Source organism: Pseudomonas sp. CMR5c (assembly GCF_003850545.1).
In the GTDB taxonomy this organism is placed as follows: domain Bacteria; phylum Pseudomonadota; class Gammaproteobacteria; order Pseudomonadales; family Pseudomonadaceae; genus Aquipseudomonas; species Aquipseudomonas piscis.
The window spans coordinates 5215866-5235732 of record NZ_CP027705.1; the positions used below are offsets into that span (position 1 = coordinate 5215866).

General features: G+C 64.5%; 15 protein-coding genes and 1 pseudogene. 14 read left to right on the forward strand and 2 right to left on the reverse strand.

Annotation, left to right across the window (positions count from 1 at the left end; all coding sequences use genetic code 11):
- Positions 1–55 precede the first annotated feature (55 nt).
- The 5 genes and pseudogenes from C4K40_RS23915 to C4K40_RS23930 all read left to right on the forward strand — a co-directional run bounded on the left by C4K40_RS23915 (position 56) and on the right by C4K40_RS23930 (position 4969).
- Positions 56–664, forward strand: a complete 609-nt coding sequence (locus tag C4K40_RS23915; protein WP_022640450.1) for a biliverdin-producing heme oxygenase — start codon at positions 56–58, stop codon at positions 662–664.
- 113 nt (positions 665–777) lie between these two features.
- Positions 778–1179, forward strand: coding sequence for a YbaN family protein (locus C4K40_RS23920; RefSeq protein WP_022640451.1), 402 nt, complete (start codon positions 778–780; stop codon positions 1177–1179).
- Positions 1180–1638: 459 nt separating this feature from the next.
- A pseudogene (locus C4K40_RS32290) lies at positions 1639–2652 on the forward strand (HAMP domain-containing protein); the annotation flags it as partial.
- A 102-nt stretch (positions 2653–2754) separates the two neighbouring features.
- On the forward strand, positions 2755–3510 hold the full coding sequence (locus C4K40_RS32295; RefSeq protein ID WP_371263514.1) for a methyl-accepting chemotaxis protein: 756 nt from the start codon (positions 2755–2757) through the stop codon (positions 3508–3510).
- Positions 3511–3619: 109 nt separating this feature from the next.
- Positions 3620–4969: a CoA transferase gene (locus C4K40_RS23930; RefSeq protein ID WP_053137244.1), complete on the forward strand. Its 1350-nt coding sequence runs from the start codon at positions 3620–3622 to the stop codon at positions 4967–4969.
- A gap of 12 nt (positions 4970–4981) precedes the next feature.
- Here the strand turns inward: C4K40_RS23930 and C4K40_RS23935 are convergent, their stop codons facing one another.
- Positions 4982–5875: a DNA-3-methyladenine glycosylase gene (locus tag C4K40_RS23935; protein ID WP_053137247.1), complete on the reverse strand. Its 894-nt coding sequence runs from the start codon at positions 5873–5875 to the stop codon at positions 4982–4984.
- Complete coding sequence (arcD, locus tag C4K40_RS23940; RefSeq protein WP_022640457.1) at positions 5872–7299, reverse strand: arginine-ornithine antiporter; 1428 nt, start codon at positions 7297–7299, stop codon at positions 5872–5874. The genes C4K40_RS23935 and arcD (C4K40_RS23940) overlap by 4 nt, the downstream gene beginning before the upstream one ends.
- A gap of 452 nt (positions 7300–7751) precedes the next feature.
- Here arcD (C4K40_RS23940) and arcD (C4K40_RS23945) point away from each other — a divergent pair, with 452 nt between their 5' ends.
- From arcD (C4K40_RS23945) to C4K40_RS23985, 9 genes are all read left to right on the forward strand, one after another.
- Positions 7752–9179, forward strand: coding sequence for an arginine-ornithine antiporter (gene arcD, locus C4K40_RS23945; protein WP_124421358.1), 1428 nt, complete (start codon positions 7752–7754; stop codon positions 9177–9179).
- Between the two features lie 49 nt (positions 9180–9228).
- Positions 9229–10485: an arginine deiminase gene (gene arcA, locus C4K40_RS23950; RefSeq protein ID WP_053131448.1), complete on the forward strand. Its 1257-nt coding sequence runs from the start codon at positions 9229–9231 to the stop codon at positions 10483–10485.
- Positions 10486–10562: 77 nt separating this feature from the next.
- Positions 10563–11573 carry an ornithine carbamoyltransferase gene (locus C4K40_RS23955; RefSeq protein ID WP_022640460.1) on the forward strand — a complete coding sequence of 337 codons (1011 nt, stop codon included), beginning with the start codon at positions 10563–10565 and terminating at the stop codon, positions 11571–11573.
- Between the two features lie 62 nt (positions 11574–11635).
- Positions 11636–12565: a carbamate kinase gene (gene arcC / locus C4K40_RS23960; protein WP_022640461.1), complete on the forward strand. Its 930-nt coding sequence runs from the start codon at positions 11636–11638 to the stop codon at positions 12563–12565.
- 68 nt (positions 12566–12633) lie between these two features.
- Positions 12634–12993, forward strand: a complete 360-nt coding sequence (locus tag C4K40_RS23965; RefSeq protein ID WP_053131449.1) for a DUF5064 family protein — start codon at positions 12634–12636, stop codon at positions 12991–12993.
- Positions 12994–13151: 158 nt separating this feature from the next.
- Complete coding sequence (locus C4K40_RS23970; protein ID WP_022640463.1) at positions 13152–14660, forward strand: sigma-54-dependent transcriptional regulator; 1509 nt, start codon at positions 13152–13154, stop codon at positions 14658–14660.
- Between the two features lie 426 nt (positions 14661–15086).
- A complete protein-coding gene (gene gcvH / locus C4K40_RS23975; RefSeq protein WP_053131451.1) occupies positions 15087–15470 on the forward strand; it encodes a glycine cleavage system protein GcvH in 384 nt (127 codons plus the stop codon).
- Between the two features lie 10 nt (positions 15471–15480).
- Positions 15481–18330, forward strand: coding sequence for an aminomethyl-transferring glycine dehydrogenase (gene gcvP, locus C4K40_RS23980; protein WP_053131453.1), 2850 nt, complete (start codon positions 15481–15483; stop codon positions 18328–18330).
- Positions 18331–18458: 128 nt separating this feature from the next.
- Positions 18459–19835 (forward strand): L-serine ammonia-lyase, encoded by a 1377-nt coding sequence (locus tag C4K40_RS23985; protein WP_053131456.1) that lies wholly within the window; start codon positions 18459–18461, stop codon positions 19833–19835.
- Positions 19836–19867 lie beyond the last annotated feature (32 nt).

Genomic DNA, 19867 nt, shown 5'->3' on the forward strand with positions numbered 1-19867 from the left:
TCGCGTCTTCTTGTTCGTCTAGTTATAACTGTCTCTCATTCTCAAGGACATCGGTATGACCTCCCAGGCTTCCGCCCAGCCTCACCACCTGCGTTCCCAGCGCCTGAACCAGATCACCCACGAGCCGCATTCCAAGCTCGATGCCCTGGTCAAGGCCCACGCGCCCTTCGAAACCCAGGGCGCCTTCGCCCGTTTCGTGGTGGCCCAGTACCTGTTCCAGTCGGAACTGGTGGAGCTGTACAACGATCCCGAGCTGATCGCGATCGTCCCTGACCTGGCCGAGCGTTGCCGCGCCGAAGCGGCCAAGGCCGACCTCGCCGACCTGGACACCGAAGTACCGGCGCCGGTTGCCGGTGCCGTGCGCAATCCGAGCAAGGCCGAGGCCCTGGGCTGGATCTTCGTTTCCGAAGGCTCCAAGCTTGGCGCCGCGTTCCTGATCAAGCGCGCCGTGGGCCTGGGCCTGAGCGAAACCTTCGGTGCCCGCCACCTGGGCGAACCGGCCGGTGGCCGTGCCGAAGGCTGGAAGACCTTCACTCGCATCCTCGACGGCCTGGAGTTCAGCGCCGAGGAAGAAGCAGCGGCGGAAAAAGGCGCCCTGGATGCCTTCAATCGCTTCACCGTGCTGCTGGAACAGGCTTACTCCAGCGCGGCACAACCGGCCTGATCCCCGCGACTGTGGGCCAGGACACGGTGGAGTGTCCTGGCCCACAGCGGTATCCTCTGCCGCGGCCCGTCTCGCGGATCAGCCGTACCACGCGTTACCTCAGCATCGACGCCATGACCCCCATTCGCCCCCCCGCTTCGAAAATCTCCCGCCTGCTGTTCGGCGCGCTGGCCTATGTCAGCCTGGCCATCGGCCTGATCGCCATCGTGGTACCGGGCCTGCCGACCACCGAGTTCATCCTGCTGGCCGCCTGGGCCGCCACCAAGAGCTCGCCGCGCCTGAGCGCCTGGATGGAGAACCATCGCCTGTTCGGGCCGATCCTGAGCAACTGGCGCAATGGCCGGATCGTCAGCCGCAAGGCCAAGGTCAGCGCCACCATCAGCATGCTGCTGTGCGCCGGCCTGATGCTGGGCCTGCTCAACCACCACTGGACCATGTATGCCGCCATCGCCGGCATGACCCTGGGCAACCTGTGGATCTGGTCACGTCCCGAGAGCCTGCCGCAGGCCTCCTGAAGCCCCTTATCTGGCTGCTATGCCCTGTGCCTTGGGGCATTTATGTCAAGGGCATGACCGTTCGTCGGCGGCGCCTCACGCAAAGATCGCCCTAGCCGATGTTCCGGACATGGCGCTGAAATGGACTTGGCGAGCGGAGTCATCCGAATCCGTGCTTTCCATCTGTCCTTTCGCGAGATCGCCCCCATGTTCGACTCTCTCTCCATTCGCCTGAAGATCGTGCTGCTGTCCGGATTGTGCCTGCTGGGGGTCGTGGCCCTGATCGTCAGCATGAACCTGTACCAGAGCCGGCAGAACAACCAGCTGGTCAATACCTCCAGCACCCGCATGCTGACCGCCGGGGTCGAAGACCTGCTGCAGGCCAAGGCGGCCGACCAGGCGGTGCGCATCCAGAAGACCTTCGGCGAGAGCCAACTGGCGCTCAACGCCCTGGCGGACCAGGTCCGCGACCTGCGCCAGATGGCCAACAAGCGCGGACTGGAAGCCTCGGCCCTGCGCGAGGAACTCAACCACAGCCTCAAGACCGCCTTCGAGCGCAACGCCAAGGTGCTCGGTATCTGGCTGGCTTACGAACCCAACGCCCTGGATGGCAAGGACAACGAGTTCGCCAATGATGCGGCTCGCTCGTCCAACGAGCGCGGGCGCTTCGCCACCTACTGGAGCCGCTCAGGCGGCCAGGGGCTCAATACCGTGATGACCGAGGATGACCTGACCAGGACCACCCTCAACCTCAGCGGCACGCCCTACAACATCTGGTACACCTGCCCCCGGGACAACCGCCGCACCTGCCTGCTCGATCCTTATGCCGACACCATCGGCGAGGACAAGAAGCAGGTGCTGATGACCACCATCTCCCTGCCGTTGCTGGCAGACGGCAAGGTGATCGGAGTGATGGGCATCGATATCGCCCTGGACTCGCTCCAGGCCGCCGCCGGCGAAGCCCAGCGATTCCTGTTCGATGGCGCCGGGCACATGATGATCGTCGCTGGCAGCGGCTTGCTGGCGGCGGTCGGCGCCGATGCCGGCCAGGTGGGCAAGAACATCAACGATACCCTGGGCACAGAAGGCAAGGACCTGCTCGCGGCGGTGACCGGCAACCAGGCCAAGACCCTGCAGCAAGGCGAGCTGATCCGCTCGGTCTACCCTTTCAGCCCGATCGCCGATGCCAAGCCCTGGGGCGTGACCATCGACCTGCCCCAGCAGGTGCTGCTGGCCGACTCGGTGAAGCTGCAGACACTGCTGGACGAAGCCCAGACCAGCGGCACGCTCAAGACCGTGCTGGTCGCCATCGGCGCCGGCCTGCTGGGCCTGGCCCTGATCTGGCTCAGCGCGTCGGGCGTGACCCGGCCGATCAACAGCGTGGCGCAGATGCTCAAGGCCATCGCCAGCGGCGACGGCGACCTGACCCAGCGCCTGGACTACAGCAAGAAGGACGAACTGGGTGAGCTGGTGGGCTGGTTCAACCGCTTCCTCGACAAGCTGCAACCGACCATCGCCCAGATCAAGCAAAGCATCATCGAAGCCCGCGGCACCGCCGACCAGTCCTCGGAAATCGCCCGCCAGACCAGCGAAGGCATGCAGGTCCAGTTCCGCGAAATCGACCAGGTGGCCACTGCCTCCAACGAAATGAGCGCCACCGCCCACGAGGTCGCCAGCAGTGCGGCCAATGCCGCCCAGGCCGCCCGCGGCGCCGACCAGTCGGCCAGGGAAGGCATGACCATCATCGAACGCAGCACCCAGGACATCAGCCTGCTGGCCGACGAGGTGAGCAAGGCGGTGGGCGAAGTCGAGGCCCTGGCGGTGAGCAGCGAGCAGATCGGTTCGGTGCTGGAGGTGATCCGCAGCATCGCCGAGCAGACCAACCTGCTGGCCCTCAACGCCGCCATCGAGGCTGCCCGTGCCGGTGAAAGCGGCCGTGGTTTCGCGGTGGTGGCCGATGAAGTACGCAACCTGGCCAAGCGCACCCAGGACTCGGTGGAAGAGATTCGCGTGGTGATCGAGCGCATCCAGAGCGGCACCCGTGACGTGGTGACCACCATGCATGCCAGCCAGAGCCAGGCGCAGAGCAATGCCGGGCAGATCCAGCAAGCGGTCCAGGCCCTGGGCAAGATCAGCGACGCGGTGACGGTGATCAGCGACATGAACCTGCAGATCGCCAGTGCCGCCGAAGAACAGAGCGCGGTGGCCGAAGAGGTCAACCGCAATGTCTCGGCGATCCGCAGCGTCACCGAGACCCTTACCGAACAGGCCAGCGAGTCGGCCCAGGTCAGCAGCCAGCTCAATGCCCTGGCCACCCAGCAGATGCAGCTGATGGACCAGTTCCGCGTCTGAGTCAGGCCCTTGTGACGCGGCAACCCGCGTCACAAGACCCGCGCCTGCGCCTCGACAGGCCAGGGGATTTCAGGGTGCAATGCCCTCCTCTTGTCTCGAGGAGCCGTCCATGTCCCCGCTACTGGCATCCATTCAAGCCGCCCTGGACCTGCCGCCGTCCAATCTCAACGAACAAGGCGAGGGCGCCCTGCCCTCGGCCTTCGCCGTCAGTGACCTGGCCAGCGCCAGCATCGGCGCCGCCGGGCAGGCACTCGCCGAACTCTTGTACCAACACACCGGCCGGCGCCCTACGGTCAGTGTCGACCGGCGCCTGGCCTCGTTCTGGTTCGCCAGCTCGCTGCGCCCCCAAGGCTGGAGCTCGCCGGCGCTCTGGGACCCGATCGCCGGCGACTATGCCACCCGCGATGGCTGGATTCGCCTGCATACCAATGCTCCCCATCATCGAGCCGTGGCCGAACACGTCCTGGGCGCCGCCAGCGACCGCGCGAGCATGGCCACCCGGGTGGCCGGCTGGAACGCTCTGGAACTGGAGCAGGCCATGGTCGAGCAAGGTGGCTGCGCGGCGCAGATGCGCAGTTGGGCCCAATGGCAGGCCCACCCCCAGGGCCAGGCAGTGGCCGGCGAGCCCCTGGTCCACTGGCTGCCCGGTGGCGACCCCCGGGGCAAGGCCTGGAGCGGTTGCAGCGAACGGCCACTGGCCGGGCTCAAGGTCCTGGACCTGACCCGGGTCCTGGCCGGCCCCGTGGCCAGCCGCCTGCTGGCCGGGCTCGGCGCCGACGTGCTGCGCATCGATCCACCCTGGTGGAACGAACCGGCCGTCGAACCGGAAATGACCCTGGGCAAGCGCTGCGCCCGCCTGGACCTGCACGATCGCCAAGACCGCGCCACCTTCGAAGGCTTGCTGGCCCAGGCCGACCTGCTGCTGCATGGCTACCGCGGTGACGCCCTGGATGGCCTGGGCTATGACAGCGAGCAGCGCCAGCGCCTGGCCCCGGGGCTGATCGAGGTGAGCCTCAACGCCTACGGCTGGAGCGGTCCGTGGCGTAACCGCCGGGGGTTCGACAGCCTGGTACAGATGAGCAGCGGGATCGCCGAGGCGGGCATGGCCTGGAAAGCTGCGCAGCGCCCCACGCCATTGCCGGTCCAGGCCCTGGACCACGCCACCGGCTACCTGATGGCCGCCAGTGCCCTGCGGGCACTGGATCCGACCTGGCGCCACGGTGGCCAGGCGCGCCTGTCCCTGGCGCGTACCGCGCAGTTGCTGGTCGAGCATTCAGGCCAGGGGCCAGCCACCAGCGGGTTGCGCGAGGAGGATCAGGACGACCAGGGGCTGGTGCTGGAGCAGACCGCCTGGGGTCCGGCCCATCGCTTGCGCGTGCCCCTGCAGATCAGCGGCACGCCGATCCAGTGGGATTGCCCGGCCGGCCCCCTGGGCGCCCATCGCGCCCGCTGGTGGTAGGCGCCTGGCTCCTCAGCTACCCAATGTCCACAACTGCTGCGCCGCATAACCGCGCCAGGGCCGCCAGGCCTCGGCCCGGGCCAGCAGTTGCCGGGCACTGGGCCGCTGGCCCTGAAGGGTGGCCATGGCATTGAGCAGGCCCACATCGGCCGCCGGGAAAGCGTCCATCTCACGCATGTGCCGCAAGGCGATGTAATGCGCCGTCCAGTCACCGATTCCCACCAGCCGCAGCAGGCCATCGAGCCCCTGCTGCAAGCTGGCCTTGGGGTCGAGCAAACCCGGATCCGCCAGCAATGCTTGGGCCACGGTGGACAAGGTCCGGCCACGGCTGACGGGCATGCCCAGGGCAGCCAGGTCCGCCACGGCCAGGGCGGCGGGCGTGGCGAACACCTGGGTCAGGCCCGGCCAACCGGGATCGAGGAGTGCCAGTGGCTGGCCATGCACCGCCACCAGCCGAGTGGCGAGGCGGATCGCACCCGCTACCGTGATCTGCTGGCCCAGTACCGCGCGGATCGCCAGTTCGAAGCCATCCCAGGCGCCCGGTACACGCAACCCGCGATGGGCCAGCAGCAAGGGTTGCAACAGCGGGTCGGCGGCCAGCTCCTGGTGGATACGCAGTACGTCGGCATCCAGGTCGAACTGCCGGCGCACGCGCATGACCACCTGGCCGATCAGTGACGGGGACGGTTCCGCGCCCCCCAGGTTCAAGCGCAAATCCAACTGCTCGCCAGGCCCGGGGCGCAGGCTCAGGGTGCCCTGTCTCCCATCGAGTTCGAAGCTGCGAGCGTAGACACCGTCCTGCACCACCTCCAGGCCGCCGATGGCGCGCACCGCGAAGAACCCCAGCATGGCCTGCCAGTCATAGGGCCCCTGGTAGGGCAGCAAGAGCCGCTGCTGCGGGTTCATAGCGCCAGCAAACCACTGTAGAGGCCGTAGGCCGCCAGCAGCGCACCGACGATCACGGCACTGAAGATCAGCTTCTCCGGCAGGGTGAACAACGGCTCGCCCTGCTCATGCTTGGCCTTGGCGAACAGGATCACTCCCGGCGCGTAGAGCAGCGCCGAGAGCAGCAGGTACTTGACCCCGCCGGCATACAACAACCAGATGGCATAGCTCAGGGCGACCACGGCGATGCACAGATCCTTGAGGCGTTCCCCCGAGGCTTGCTCGTAGGTTTCGCCACGGCCACTGAGCAGCACCGCATAGGCCGCCGACCACAGATAGGGCACCAGGATCATCGACGACGCCAGGTAGATCAGCTTGGTGTAGGTGCCGGCGGACACCAGGGTGATCAGCAGGAATACCTGGATCATCACGTTGGTCAGCCACAGGGCGTTGACCGGTACGTGGTTGGCGTTTTCCTTGCGCAAGAAGGCCGGCATGGTCCGGTCGCTCGCGGTGGCGTGGAGGATCTCCGCACACAACAGGGCCCAGGACAGCAAGGCCCCCAGCAGCGATACCGCCAGGCCGACGCTGATCAGCAAGGCGCCCCAGGGCCCGACGATATGCTCCAGCACCGCCGCCAGGGACGGGTTCTGCAAACTGGCCAGCTCCGGCTGGCTCATGATCCCCAGCGACAGCACGTTGACCAGCACCAACAGCGCCAGCACGCCGAGGAAACCTATCACCGTGGCCCGCCCGACATCCGCGCGCTTCTGCGCCCGCGCCGAATACACGCTGGCTCCCTCGATGCCGATGAAGACGAATACCGTGACCAGCATCATGTTGCGCACCTGGTCCAGCACTCCGCCGAAATTCGGGTTGGCGCGCCCCCAGATGTCGCGGGTGAAGATCTCCGCCTTGAAGGCCACTGCGGCGATCACGATGAACATCACCAAGGGCACGATCTTGGCCACCGTGGTCAGCTGGTTGATGAACGTGGCCTCCTTGATCCCGCGCAGTACCAAAAAATGCACGGCCCACAGCAACAGCGAGGCACAGCCGATGGCCACCGGGGTGTTGCCCTGGCCGAACACCGGGAAGAAGTAGCCCAGGGTGCTGAACAGCAGGACGAAGTAACCGACGTTGCCCAGCCAGGCGCTGATCCAGTAGCCCCAGGCCGAAGAAAAACCCATGTAGTCGCCGAAGCCAGCCTTGGCGTAGGCGTAGACCCCGGAATCCAGTTCAGGCTTGCGATTGGCCAGGGTCTGGAACACGAAGGCCAGGGTCAGCATGCCCACCGCGGTAATCGCCCAGCCGATCAGTACCGCCCCGGCGTCGGCCCGGGCCGCCATGTTCTGCGGCAGGGAAAAGATCCCGCCGCCAATCATGGAGCCCACCACCAACGCGATCAGCGCACCCAATTGAAGCTTCTGTGCCGGTTGTGACATCCCTACTCCTTATATCAGCGAGTCGCCCTGGCGATAAAATTAGACGCAATTAAATAACTTTCTAGGAATTTGATTCTGATAGTAACAGTCAATTAACCATCCTTTATTCGGGAACTCCGCGACTACCCGCCAGAACACACTGAATAACCGAGTATTTTGTTAAGAGCATGTGCCAAGTGCCATCACCCATCTCGCCTTAATTAGCAAGCGGCATGATTTGCATATTCTTTGAAAGGGTCTAGCGTCAATCGACATCGATAATGGAAGCCACCTCTTGAAAGGAGATCAAAGCCTTATGGGATGGGCCTTGCAGGGCTGCATTCTACCTCTCGCTACAAGTCTTAAGTCATTCATTCACAACGAAATGCAGCAATTGACTGATCCAAGTCAGCAGTTTGGATTGGCGGCAGACTTAATCTGAAGTCTCTCTTCTCCTGCATTGGAGTCATGCAATGTCTGAATCTCCCGGAAAACTAAAACTGGGCGCATTAGTCGCCTTGGTAGTGGGTTCCATGATTGGCGGGGGGATCTTTTCCCTGCCGCAGAACATGGCAGCCAGCGCCGATGTCGGGGCAGTTCTTATTGGTTGGGCAATTACTGCAGTCGGCATGTTGACATTGGCATTCGTCTTTCAAACCCTGGCCAATCGCAAACCTGACCTGGATGGCGGTGTATATGCCTACGCCAAGGCCGGATTCGGCGACTACATGGGCTTCTCCTCAGCCTGGGGCTACTGGATCAGCGCCTGGTTGGGCAACGTCGGCTACTTCGTCCTGCTGTTCAGCACCCTGGGTTACTTCTTCCCGATATTTGGGGAGGGAAACACTCCTGCGGCGGTGATCGGTGCCTCGGTCCTGCTCTGGGCCGTGCACTTTCTGGTGCTGCGCGGGATCAAGGAAGCGGCGTTCATCAACCTGGTGACCACGGTAGCCAAGGTGGTGCCGCTGCTGCTGTTCGTACTGATCGCGCTCTTCGCCTTCAAGCTGGACATCTTCACCGCTGACATCTGGGGCGTGAAGAACCCGGACCTGGGCAGCGTGATGAACCAGGTGCGCAACATGATGCTGGTCACCGTCTGGGTGTTCATCGGCATCGAGGGCGCGAGCATCTTCTCTTCCCGGGCGGAAAAACGCTCCGACGTGGGCAAGGCCACTGTCATCGGCTTCATCACCGTGCTGCTGTTCCTGGTGCTGGTGAACGTGCTGTCCCTGGGGATCATGACCCAGCCGGAACTGGCCAAGCTCCAGAACCCATCCATGGCCGCAGTCCTGGAACACGTGGTGGGCCACTGGGGCGCGCTGCTGATCAGCATCGGCCTGATCATCTCGCTGGTGGGAGCGCTGCTGTCGTGGGTCCTGCTGTGCGCCGAGATCATGTTCGCCGCCGCCAAGGACCACACCATGCCGGAGTTCCTGCGCCGCGAGAACGCCAACCACGTACCGGCCAACGCCCTGTGGCTGACCAACGTCATGGTGCAGGTCTTCCTGATCATCACCCTGTTTTCCAAGGGCACCTACCTGTCGCTGATCTACCTCGCCACCTCGATGATCCTGGTGCCGTACTTCTGGTCGGCGGCTTACGCGGTGCTCCTGGCAGTGCGTGGCGAAAGCTACGAACAAGCCCTGGCCGAGCGCAAGAAGGACCTGGTGATCGGCGCCATCGCCCTGTTCTACGCGGTGTGGCTGCTGTACGCCGGCGGGGTCAAGTACCTGCTGCTCTCGGCCCTGCTCTACGCCCCCGGCGCGGTGCTCTTCGCCAAGGCCAAGATGGAATTGCACAAACCGGTTTTCACCAGTGTCGAGAAGCTGATCTTCGCGGCCGTGCTCCTGGGCGCCGCAGCGGCGGCCTACGGCCTCTACGACGGCTTCCTGACCCTGTAGCTGCACCTGCAATACCCCCTGATTGTTTTGTCTCTGGAGGATCACAGTAATGACCACGGAAAAAGTTAAGTACGGCGTCCATTCCGAAGCCGGCAAACTGCGCAAAGTCATGGTTTGCTCCCCAGGCCTGGCCCATCAGCGGCTGACTCCGAACAACTGCGATGAACTGCTGTTCGACGACGTGCTGTGGGTGGCCCAGGCCAAGCGCGATCACTTCGACTTCGTCACCAAGATGCGCGAGCGGGATATCGATGTGCTGGAGATGCACAACCTGCTGACCGACATCGTCGCCATCCCCGAAGCCCTGGACTGGATCCTGGAGCGCAAGATCACCGCCAACACCGTTGGCCTGGGGCTGGTGGAGGAAGTCGGCTCGTGGTTGCGCAGCCTGGAGCCGCGCAAGATCGCCGAATACCTCATCGGCGGGGTCTCGGCCGACGACCTGCCCAGCAGCTTCGGCGGCAGGACCATCGAGATGTTCCGCGACTTCCTCGGCCATGCCAGCTTCATCCTGCCACCGCTGCCCAACACCCAGTTCACCCGCGACACCACCTGCTGGATCTATGGCGGCGTGACCCTCAACCCCATGTACTGGCCGGCGCGACGCCAGGAAACCCTGCTGACCACCGCCATCTACAAGTTCCACCCCGAGTTCACCAACGCCGACTTCCAGATCTGGTACGGCGACCCCGACCAGGAGCATGGCGCCTCCACCCTGGAAGGCGGTGACGTCATGCCCATTGGCAACGGCGTGGTCCTGATCGGCATGGGCGAACGCTCGTCCCATCAGGCCATCGGCCAACTGGCACGCAACCTGTTCAAGAACAAGGCCGTGGAGCGGGTGATCGTTGCCGGCCTACCGAAGTCCCGCGCGGCGATGCACCTGGACACCGTGTTCAGTTTCTGCGACCGCGACCTGGTCACCATCTTCCCCGAAGTGGTCAATCAGATCGTTCCTTTCACCCTGCGCCCTGACGAGAGCAAGCCCCACGGCATCGATATCCAGCGCGAGAAGACCAACTTCCTCGACACCGTGGCCGCCGCCCTCAACCTCAAGGCCCTGCGGGTCGTGGAGACCGGCGGCAACAGCTTCGCCGCCGAACGCGAGCAATGGGACGACGGCAACAACGTGGTGGCCGTGGAGCCCGGCGTGGTCATCGGCTACGACCGCAATACCTACACCAACACCCTGCTGCGCAAGGCCGGTGTGGAAGTCATCACCATCAGCGCCGGCGAACTGGGTCGCGGCCGTGGCGGCGGCCACTGCATGACCTGCCCGATCGTGCGTGACCCGATCGACTACTGAGCCTTTAGACGACCCGCTGTCCGACCGCGCCTGCCCGGCGCCGGTCGGGCCGATTACCGAATTCGAGGAAAATCACCATGGCCTTCAATATCCACAACCGCAACCTGCTGAGCCTGGAACACCACACCCCACGCGAGCTGCGCTACCTGCTGGACCTGTCCCGCGACCTCAAGCGCGCCAAGTACACCGGCACCGAGCAGCAGCACCTGAAGGGCAACAACATCGCCCTGATCTTCGAAAAGACCTCCACCCGTACCCGCTGCGCCTTCGAGGTAGCGGCCTATGACCAAGGGGCCAACGTCACCTACATCGACCCCAACTCCTCGCAGATCGGCCACAAGGAAAGCATGAAGGACACCGCCCGGGTGCTGGGGCGCATGTACGACGCCATCGAGTATCGCGGCTTCAAGCAGGAGATCGTCGAGGAACTGGCGAAGTTCGCCGGGGTGCCGGTGTTCAACGGCCTGACCGACGAATACCACCCGACCCAGATGATCGCCGACGTGCTGACCATGCGTGAGCACGCCGACAAGCCGATCCACGAGATCAGCTACGCCTACCTGGGCGATGCTCGCAACAACATGGGCAACTCGCTGCTGCTGGTGGGCGCCAAGCTCGGCATGGACGTGCGCATCTGCGCGCCCAAGGCCCTGTGGCCCCATGACGACCTGGTCGAGCGCTGCAAGAAGTACGCTGAGGAAAGCGGTGCGCGCATCACCCTCACCGAGGACCCGAAAGCCGCGGTCAAGGGCGTGGACTTCATCCACACCGACGTCTGGGTCTCCATGGGCGAGCCGGTGGAAGCCTGGGCCGAGCGCATCGAGCAACTGCTGCCCTACCAGGTCAACACCCAGCTGATGAAGGCCACCGGCAACCCACGGACCAAGTTCATGCACTGCCTGCCGGCCTTCCACAACAGCGATACCAAGGTCGGCAAGCAGATCGCCGAGCAGTATCCGCACCTGGCCAACGGCATCGAAGTCACCGATGACGTGTTCGAGTCCCCGGCCTGCATCGCCTTCGAGCAGGCGGAGAACCGCATGCACACCATCAAGGCGATCCTGGTCTCGACCCTGGCCGACCTGTAAATCCCCTTCGGCACCGGCGCTGCCCAGGTAGCGCCGGCACCGGACTCTAGAAGGACTGCATTATGCGTATCGTCGTTGCATTGGGCGGTAACGCCCTGCTGCGCCGTGGTGAACCCATGACCGCGGACAACCAGCGCGCCAACATCCGCATCGCCACCGAACAGATCGCCAAGATCCATCCCGGCAACCAGCTGGTGATCGCCCACGGCAATGGTCCGCAAGTGGGACTGCTGTCGCTGCAGGCGGCGGCCTACACCCAGGTCTCGCCCTACCCGCTGGACGTGCTCGGCGCCGAGACCGAGGGCATGATCGGCTACATCATCGAACAGGAACTGGGCAACTTGCTGGACTTCGAGGTGCCCTTCGCCACCTTGCTGACCCAAGTGGAAGTGGACGCCAAGGACCCGGCGTTCAAGAACCCGACCAAGCCCATCGGCCCGGTCTACGACAAGGAAGAAGCCGAGCGCCTGGCCAAGGAAAAAGGCTGGGCCATCGCTGCGGACGGCGACAAGTTCCGCCGCGTGGTGGCGAGCCCGACACCCAAGCGCATCTTCGAGATCCGTCCGATCAAGTGGCTGCTGGAGAAAAGCAGCATCGTGATCTGCGCCGGTGGTGGCGGCATCCCGACCATGTATGGCGAGGACGGCAAGCTCCAGGGCATCGAGGCGGTGATCGACAAGGACCTGTGCTCGGCGCTGCTGGCCCGGCAACTGGAAGCCGACCTGCTGGTGATCGCCACCGACGTCAATGCGGCGTTCATCGACTTCGGCAAGCCGACCCAGAAGGCCATCGCCCAGGCCCATCCGGACGAAATCGAGAAGCTGGGCTTTGCCGCCGGCTCCATGGGGCCCAAGGTCCAGGCGGCCTGCGAATTCGCCCGGCAGACTGGAAAAGTCGCGGTGATCGGTTCACTCTCGGACATTGAAGCCATCGTCCAGGGCCAGGCCGGCACGCGCATCAGCACGGAGAAACCCGGCATCAGCTACCTGTAGACGCCCGCTGCCGGAACACGGGCAGGCCACGGCCTGCCCCTTCTTCAACGCCCAGGAGGACAACGCCTATGGCCATGTTTGAGCCCGGTCACCTGCATATCGAGCGCCATGCGCTGAACAAGGACGACTACAGCTACAACCTGTGCATCGACTATGAAGTGGCCCAGGATCCCAAGGAGGGCCGGGGCATGCAGTTCACCCTGCACGGCACCATCGAGGACAAGCCCCTCAAGGAACAGTTCTTCCTGGCCAAGGACCAGGCCTTCGATTTCGCCCGCCATGCCGCGCGTATCGCCCAGCAACACGGGATGCCCAAGAGCGCCAATATCTCGTCCCTGCACAAGTACTACGACGAGATGTTCGAGGATGTGCGCAAGCAACTGGACATCAAGTCCGGCGACCCGATGAACCCCGAACACCTGGAATAAGCCCCGGGCAACTGCGAGCCTGCCGGCGCCAGTCACGCCCGGCGGTCTTGCGCACCTGCCCCGGACCTTGCGCGGCGCCGGCCACGGCGGCTTCGACTAAGCCCCGCGCCCAAGGCATACTGGCAGCCCTCCAGTGCCCCAGAACCTTCCGTCACCCCATGCGTATCCACGTCAGTTTCATCGACCGCGTCGGCATCACCCAGGAAGTCCTGGCCCTGCTCGGCGGGCGCAACCTCAACCTGGATGCGGTGGAAATGGTGCCGCCCAACGTCTACATCGACGCTCCGACCCTGAGCCCGCAAGTCCTGGATGAGCTGCGCGACGCGCTGTTCAACGTGCGCGGCGTGCAAGCGGTGACGGTGGTCGACATCCTCCCCGGACAACGCCGCCACCTGCAGCTCGATGCCCTGCTGGCCGCCATGACCGACCCGGTGCTGGCCCTGGACAGCGCCGGCAAGGTGCTGCTGGCCAACCCGGCACTGGTGGCCCTGTATGGCCGTGAGCCTGCGGGGGAAAGCGTGGCCGAGCTGTTCGCCGACCCCGGCCTGCTGGCTACGCTGCTGGAACAGGGCTTTCGCCTGCCGCTGCGGGAAGTCACGGTCAATGGCCAGACCCTGTTGCTCGACGCCATGCCCATCACCGACGCCGGCGCACTGCTGACCCTGTACCAGCCCAATCGCATCGGCGAGCAGTTGTCGGCCCTGCACCACGATCATGCCGAGGGCTTCGATGCCCTGCTCGGCGAGTCGCCGGCGATCCGCACCCTCAAGGCCCGGGCGCAACGGGTCGCGGCCCTGGATGCGCCGTTGCTGATCCAGGGTGAAACCGGCACCGGCAAGGAACTGGTGGCCCGCGCCTGCCACGCCATCAGCGCTCGCCATAGTGCGCCGTTCCTGGCCCTGAACTGCGCGGCGCTGCCGGAAAACCTCGCCGAGAGCGAACTGTTCGGTTATGCCCCCGGCGCCTTCACCGGAGCCCAGCGCGGGGGCAAGCCAGGGCTGATGGAGCTGGCCAACCAGGGCACGGTATTTCTCGATGAAATCGGCGAGATGTCGCCCTACCTGCAAGCCAAGCTGCTGCGCTTTCTCAATGACGGCAGCTTTCGCCGGGTCGGTGGCGACCGCGAGATCAAGGTCGATGTGCGCATCCTCAGCGCCACCCACCGCGACCTGGAGAAAATGGTCGCCGAGGGCAGCTTCCGCGAAGACCTGTTCTACCGCCTCAATGTGCTGAACATCGAAGTGCCGCCATTGCGCGAACGCGGCCAGGACATCCTGTTGCTGGCCCGCTATTTCATGCAGCAGGCCTGCACCCAGATCCAGCGGCCGGTATGCCGGCTGACCCCGGGTACCTACCCGGCGCTGCTGGGCAACCGCTGGCCGGGCAACGTGCGCCAGTTGCAGAACGTGATCTTTCGCGCGGCGGCGATCTGCGACGGCAACCTGGTGGACATCGGCGACCTGGACATCGCCGGGACCTCGGTGGCGCGCCAGAACGATGCCGAGGTCGAGAGCCTGGAGCAGGCCGTGGAAGGTTTCGAGAAAGAGCTGCTGGAAAGCCTCTATGTCCACTACCCCTCGACCCGGCAGTTGGCCAACCGCCTGCAGACCTCCCACACCGCCATCGCCCATCGCCTGCGCAAGTACGGCATCCCCGGCAAGGCCTGAAGCAGGCTGCGCTGCTTCTGCAAGAGCCAGGCTTGCTGGCGACAAATCCCAACCACACCGCAGCGCCTGGAGCCTGCACAGCACCTGCGGGGTCATCGCCAGCGAGCTTCGCTCCTACCAAAAACGGGCGAAAAGCGACCTCCATCTGTACTGAAAGCGCTACAGCGGAATGATTTCGCTACAGTTGCACCAACCCCCTGTTCTCCAAGGCTTTGATCCCCTTAGCCTTTTTTCCGAACCCCAGGCTGTAGCGATTTCGCTACAGTCGATCAGGTCATTTGCTCGGAAAAACAACTCAAGCGATTGATTTATAAAGAATAAATAAGAATTGGCCATGTTCTTGCTATGGATATCGCCATTCGGCTCGGCCCCGCACGAGCATTCAATCGCGTCCACCAGACGAAATCTGGCCCCTGAGGAGTTTCCATGAGCGAGTTGCGTTTTACCGAAGATCACGAATGGCTGCGTGCTGAAGCCGATGGCAGCGTCACCGTTGGCATCACGGCTTTCGCGCAGAACGCCCTGGGCGATGTGGTGTTCGTGCAACTGCCCGAATTGCAGGGCTATGACAAGGGCGCCGAAGCCGCCACCGTGGAATCGGTGAAGGCTGCCAGCGGCGTGTACATGCCCCTGGACGGCGAAGTGGTCGCCATCAACCCGGCCCTGGAAGACAGCCCGGAACTGGTCAACGAAGACCCGCTGGGCGAAGGCTGGTTCTTCCGCTTCATTCCTGCCGATGCCGGCGCTGTGGGCCAACTGCTCGACCAGGACACCTACGACCGCCTGATCAAAGCCAACGCCGAAGCCTGAGGAATCCGTGATGACCGTCAACCTCACCACCGCCAACGAATTCATCAGCCGCCATATCGGTCCGCGCCAGGACGACGAGCAAGCCATGCTCAACCGCCTGGGCTTCGACTCCCTGGAAGCCCTGAGCGCCAGCGTGATCCCCGAGAGCATCAAGGGTACCAGCGTGCTGGAACTCGGCGCCGGCCAGAGCGAAGCCCAGGCCCTGGCTTCGATCAAGGCCATCGCCGCCAACAACCAGCTGTTCAAGACCTACATCGGCCAGGGCTACTACAGCTGTCATACGCCTTCGCCGATCCTGCGCAACCTGCTGGAAAACCCAGCCTGGTACACCGCCTATACCCCATACCAGCCAGAGATCTCCCAAGGCCGCCTGGAAGCCCTGCTGAACTTCCAGACCCTGATCAGCGACCTGACCGGCCTGCCGATCGCCAACGCATCCTTGCTCGACGAAGGCACCGCCGCCGCCGAAGCCATGACCTTCTGCAAGCGCCTGAGCAAGAACAAGGGCAGCCATGCCTTCTTCGCCTCCGTCCATTGCCACCCGCAGACCCTGGACGTACTGCGCACCCGCGCCGAACCCCTGGGTATCGAAGTGGTGGTGGGCGACGAACGCCAGCTGACCGATGTCAGTCCGTTCTTCGGCGCCCTGCTGCAATACCCGGCCAGCAATGGCGACCTGTTCGACTACCGTGAGCTGGCCGAACGTTTCCATGGGGCCAATGCCCTGGTGGCCGTGGCCGCCGACCTGTTGGCCCTGACCCTGTTGACCCCGCCGGGCGAATTCGGCGCCGACGTAGCCATCGGCAGCGCCCAGCGCTTTGGCGTGCCACTGGGCTTCGGTGGCCCGCACGCGGCCTACTTCTCCACCCGCGATGCGTTCAAGCGCGACATGCCAGGCCGCCTGGTCGGCGTTTCGGTGGACCGTTTCGGCAAGCCGGCGCTGCGCCTGGCCATGCAGACCCGCGAGCAGCACATCCGTCGCGAGAAGGCCACCAGCAACATCTGCACCGCCCAAGTGCTGCTGGCCAACATCGCCAGCATGTATGCCGTGTACCACGGCCCCAAGGGCCTGGTGCAGATCGCCCAGCGCATCCACCAGCTGACCGCGATCCTGGCCCAGGGCCTGGTGCAACTCGGCCTGGCCCCGGAACAGCAGGACTTCTTCGATACCCTGAGCCTGCACACCGGCACCCGCACTGGCGCATTGCATGAACAAGCGCGTACGCAGCGCATCAACCTGCGGGTGATCGACGCCGAGCGCCTGGGCCTGTCCCTGGACGAGACCTGCTCCCAGGCCGACGTCGAAACCCTGTGGAAGCTGCTGGCCGAAGGCAAGCCGGTACCGGACTTCGCCAGCGTGGCCCAGGCCGTCTCCAGCCGCATTCCAGCGGCGCTGGTACGCCAGTCGGCGATCCTCAGCCACCCGGTGTTCAACCGCTACCATTCGGAAACCGAGCTGATGCGCTACCTGCGCAAGCTGGCGGACAAGGACCTGGCCCTGGATCGCACCATGATCCCGCTGGGCTCGTGCACCATGAAGCTCAACGCCGCCAGCGAGATGATCCCGATCACCTGGGCCGAGTTCGGCGCGTTGCACCCCTTCGCCCCGACCGAGCAAAGCGCCGGCTACCAGCAACTGACCGACGAACTGGAGGCGATGCTCTGCGCCGCCACGGGCTATGACGCCGTGTCGCTGCAGCCCAACGCCGGCTCCCAGGGCGAGTACGCCGGCCTGCTGGCGATCCGTGCCTATCACCAGAGCCGTGGCGAAGGCCGTCGCGATATCTGCCTGATTCCATCCTCGGCCCACGGCACCAACCCGGCTACCGCCAACATGGCCGGCATGCGCGTGGTGGTCACTGCCTGCGACGCCCGGGGCAACGTGGATATCGAGGACCTGCGAGCCAAGGCCATCGAGCACCGTGAGCACCTGGCCGCGCTGATGATCACCTATCCCTCGACCCACGGCGTGTTCGAGGAAGGCATTCGCGAGATCTGCGGCATCATTCATGACAACGGCGGCCAGGTGTACATCGACGGCGCCAACATGAACGCCATGGTCGGCCTCTGCGCCCCGGGCAAGTTCGGCGGCGACGTGTCCCACCTGAACCTGCACAAGACCTTCTGCATTCCCCATGGCGGTGGCGGCCCTGGTGTCGGCCCGATCGGCGTCAAGTCGCACCTGGCGCCGTTCATGCCGGGCCACGCGGTGCTGGACAACAAGCAGGGCGCCGTCAGCGCCGCACCGTTCGGCAGCGCCAGCATCCTGCCGATCACCTGGATGTACATCCGCATGATGGGCGGTGCCGGGCTCAAGCGTGCCTCGCAATTGGCGATCCTCAACGCCAACTACATCGCCCGGCGCCTGGAAGAGCACTATCCCGTGCTCTATACCGGTAGCAACGGCCTGGTGGCCCACGAGTGCATCCTCGACCTGCGTCCACTCAAGGACAGCAGCGGCATCAGCGTCGACGACGTGGCCAAGCGCCTGATCGACTTCGGCTTCCACGCCCCGACCATGTCGTTCCCGGTGGCCGGCACGCTGATGATCGAGCCGACCGAAAGCGAGTCCAAGGAAGAACTGGATCGTTTCTGCGACGCCATGATCCGTATCCGCGAGGAGATCCGCGCCGTGGAGAACGGCACCCTGGACAAGGATGACAACCCGCTCAAGAACGCTCCGCATACTGCGGCGGAACTGGTTGGCGAGTGGACGCACCCGTACAGCCGCGAGCAGGCGGTGTACCCGGTGGCGTCGCTGGTCGAAGGCAAGTACTGGCCACCGGTGGGCCGAGTCGACAACGTGTTCGGCGACCGCAACCTGGTGTGCGCCTGCCCGTCGATCGAAAACTACGCTTAAGGCAGCAACAAGCTAATAGCCTCAAGCTGCAAGCAAGAGTTGCCCGACTTCTGACTTGCAGCTTGCGGCTTGCGGCTTGCGGCTTGCGACTTACAGCTGCCGCTATAACAAGAAACCGGAGAACCAACATGTCCCTGAGCGTGTTCGACCTGTTCAAGATTGGCATCGGCCCCTCCAGCTCCCACACCGTCGGCCCGATGCGCGCAGCCGCGCGCTTCGTCGAGGGCTTGCGGCGTGAACAGCTGCTGGCCGCCACCGCCAGCGTCAAGGTCGAGCTGTATGGCTCGCTGGGCGCCACCGGCAAGGGCCACGGCAGCGACAAGGCCGTGCTGCTGGGCCTGGAAGGCGAACACCCGGACACCGTGGATACCGAAAGCATCGGTGCTCGCCTGCAAGCGATACGCGGCAGCGCAAGCATCGACCTGCTCGGCGAACAGCGCATCGCGTTCAACGAGAAAGAACACCTGGCGCTGATCCGCAAGCCCCTGCCCTATCACCCCAACGGCATGATCTTCCGTGCCTTCGATAGCGCCGGATTGCAGATCCGCAGCCGCGAGTACTACTCCGTGGGCGGTGGTTTCGTCGTCGATGAAGACGCCGCCGGCGCCGACCGCATCGTCGAGGACGCCACGCCACTGACCTTTCCGTTCAAGACCGCCCGGGAGCTGATGCAGCACTGCAGCACCTACGGCCTGTCCATCAGCCAGGTGATGCTGGGCAACGAAAGCGCCTGGCGCCCGGAAGCCCAGACCCGCGAGGGCCTGCTGAAGATCTGGCAGGTGATGCAGGATTGCGTGGATGCCGGCTGCCGGCATGAAGGGATATTGCCGGGCGGGCTCAAGGTCAAGCGCCGGGCCCCGGCCCTGTACCGGCAGTTGTGCAAGCACCCGGAAGCCGCGCTGCGCGATGCGCTGTCGGTACTGGATTGGGTCAACCTCTACGCCCTGGCAGTCAACGAGGAAAACGCCAATGGCGGTCGGGTGGTCACCGCCCCCACCAACGGCGCGGCCGGCATCATCCCGGCGGTCCTGCACTACTACATGCGCTTCATTCCCGGGGCCAACGAGGACGGGGTGGTGCGTTTTCTCCTGACTGCCGCCGCCATCGGCATCCTGTACAAGGAAAACGCCTCGATCTCCGGCGCCGAAGTCGGCTGCCAGGGTGAAGTGGGCGTGGCCTGCTCGATGGCCGCCGGTGCCCTGTGCGAAGTCCTGGGCGGCAGCGTGCAGCAAGTGGAGAACGCCGCGGAAATCGGCATGGAACACAACCTCGGGCTGACCTGCGATCCCATCGGCGGGCTGGTGCAGGTGCCCTGCATCGAGCGCAACGCCATGGGTTCGGTGAAAGCCATCAACGCGGTGCGCATGGCCTTGCGCGGAGACGGGCAGCATTTCGTGTCCCTGGACAAGGTCATCCGCACCATGCGCCAGACCGGCGCCGACATGAAAAGCAAATACAAGGAGACCGCCCGTGGCGGTCTGGCCGTGAACATCATCGAGTGCTGATACCCACGCTTGGTATCGGTCCATTTTTCAGG

Bases quoted from the DNA above. Each gene is read 5' to 3' on its own strand.
- C4K40_RS23920 (WP_022640451.1), top strand. From the start codon at position 778: ATGACCCCCATTCGCCCCCCCGCTTCGAAAATCTCCCGCCTGCTGTTC.
- C4K40_RS23930 (WP_053137244.1), top strand. From the start codon at position 3,620: ATGTCCCCGCTACTGGCATCCATTCAAGCCGCCCTGGACCTGCCGCCG.
- arcD (WP_022640457.1), bottom strand. From the start codon at position 7,299: ATGTCACAACCGGCACAGAAGCTTCAATTGGGTGCGCTGATCGCGTTG.
- C4K40_RS23965 (WP_053131449.1), top strand. From the start codon at position 12,634: ATGGCCATGTTTGAGCCCGGTCACCTGCATATCGAGCGCCATGCGCTG.
- gcvH (WP_053131451.1), top strand. From the start codon at position 15,087: ATGAGCGAGTTGCGTTTTACCGAAGATCACGAATGGCTGCGTGCTGAA.
- C4K40_RS23935 (WP_053137247.1), bottom strand. From the start codon at position 5,875: ATGAACCCGCAGCAGCGGCTCTTGCTGCCCTACCAGGGGCCCTATGAC.
- C4K40_RS23985 (WP_053131456.1), top strand. From the start codon at position 18,459: ATGTCCCTGAGCGTGTTCGACCTGTTCAAGATTGGCATCGGCCCCTCC.
- C4K40_RS23915 (WP_022640450.1), top strand. From the start codon at position 56: ATGACCTCCCAGGCTTCCGCCCAGCCTCACCACCTGCGTTCCCAGCGC.
- C4K40_RS23970 (WP_022640463.1), top strand. From the start codon at position 13,152: ATGCGTATCCACGTCAGTTTCATCGACCGCGTCGGCATCACCCAGGAA.
- C4K40_RS23955 (WP_022640460.1), top strand. From the start codon at position 10,563: ATGGCCTTCAATATCCACAACCGCAACCTGCTGAGCCTGGAACACCAC.
- arcC (WP_022640461.1), top strand. From the start codon at position 11,636: ATGCGTATCGTCGTTGCATTGGGCGGTAACGCCCTGCTGCGCCGTGGT.
- arcD (WP_124421358.1), top strand. From the start codon at position 7,752: ATGTCTGAATCTCCCGGAAAACTAAAACTGGGCGCATTAGTCGCCTTG.
- gcvP (WP_053131453.1), top strand. From the start codon at position 15,481: ATGACCGTCAACCTCACCACCGCCAACGAATTCATCAGCCGCCATATC.
- C4K40_RS32295 (WP_371263514.1), top strand. From the start codon at position 2,755: ATGCAGGTCCAGTTCCGCGAAATCGACCAGGTGGCCACTGCCTCCAAC.
- arcA (WP_053131448.1), top strand. From the start codon at position 9,229: ATGACCACGGAAAAAGTTAAGTACGGCGTCCATTCCGAAGCCGGCAAA.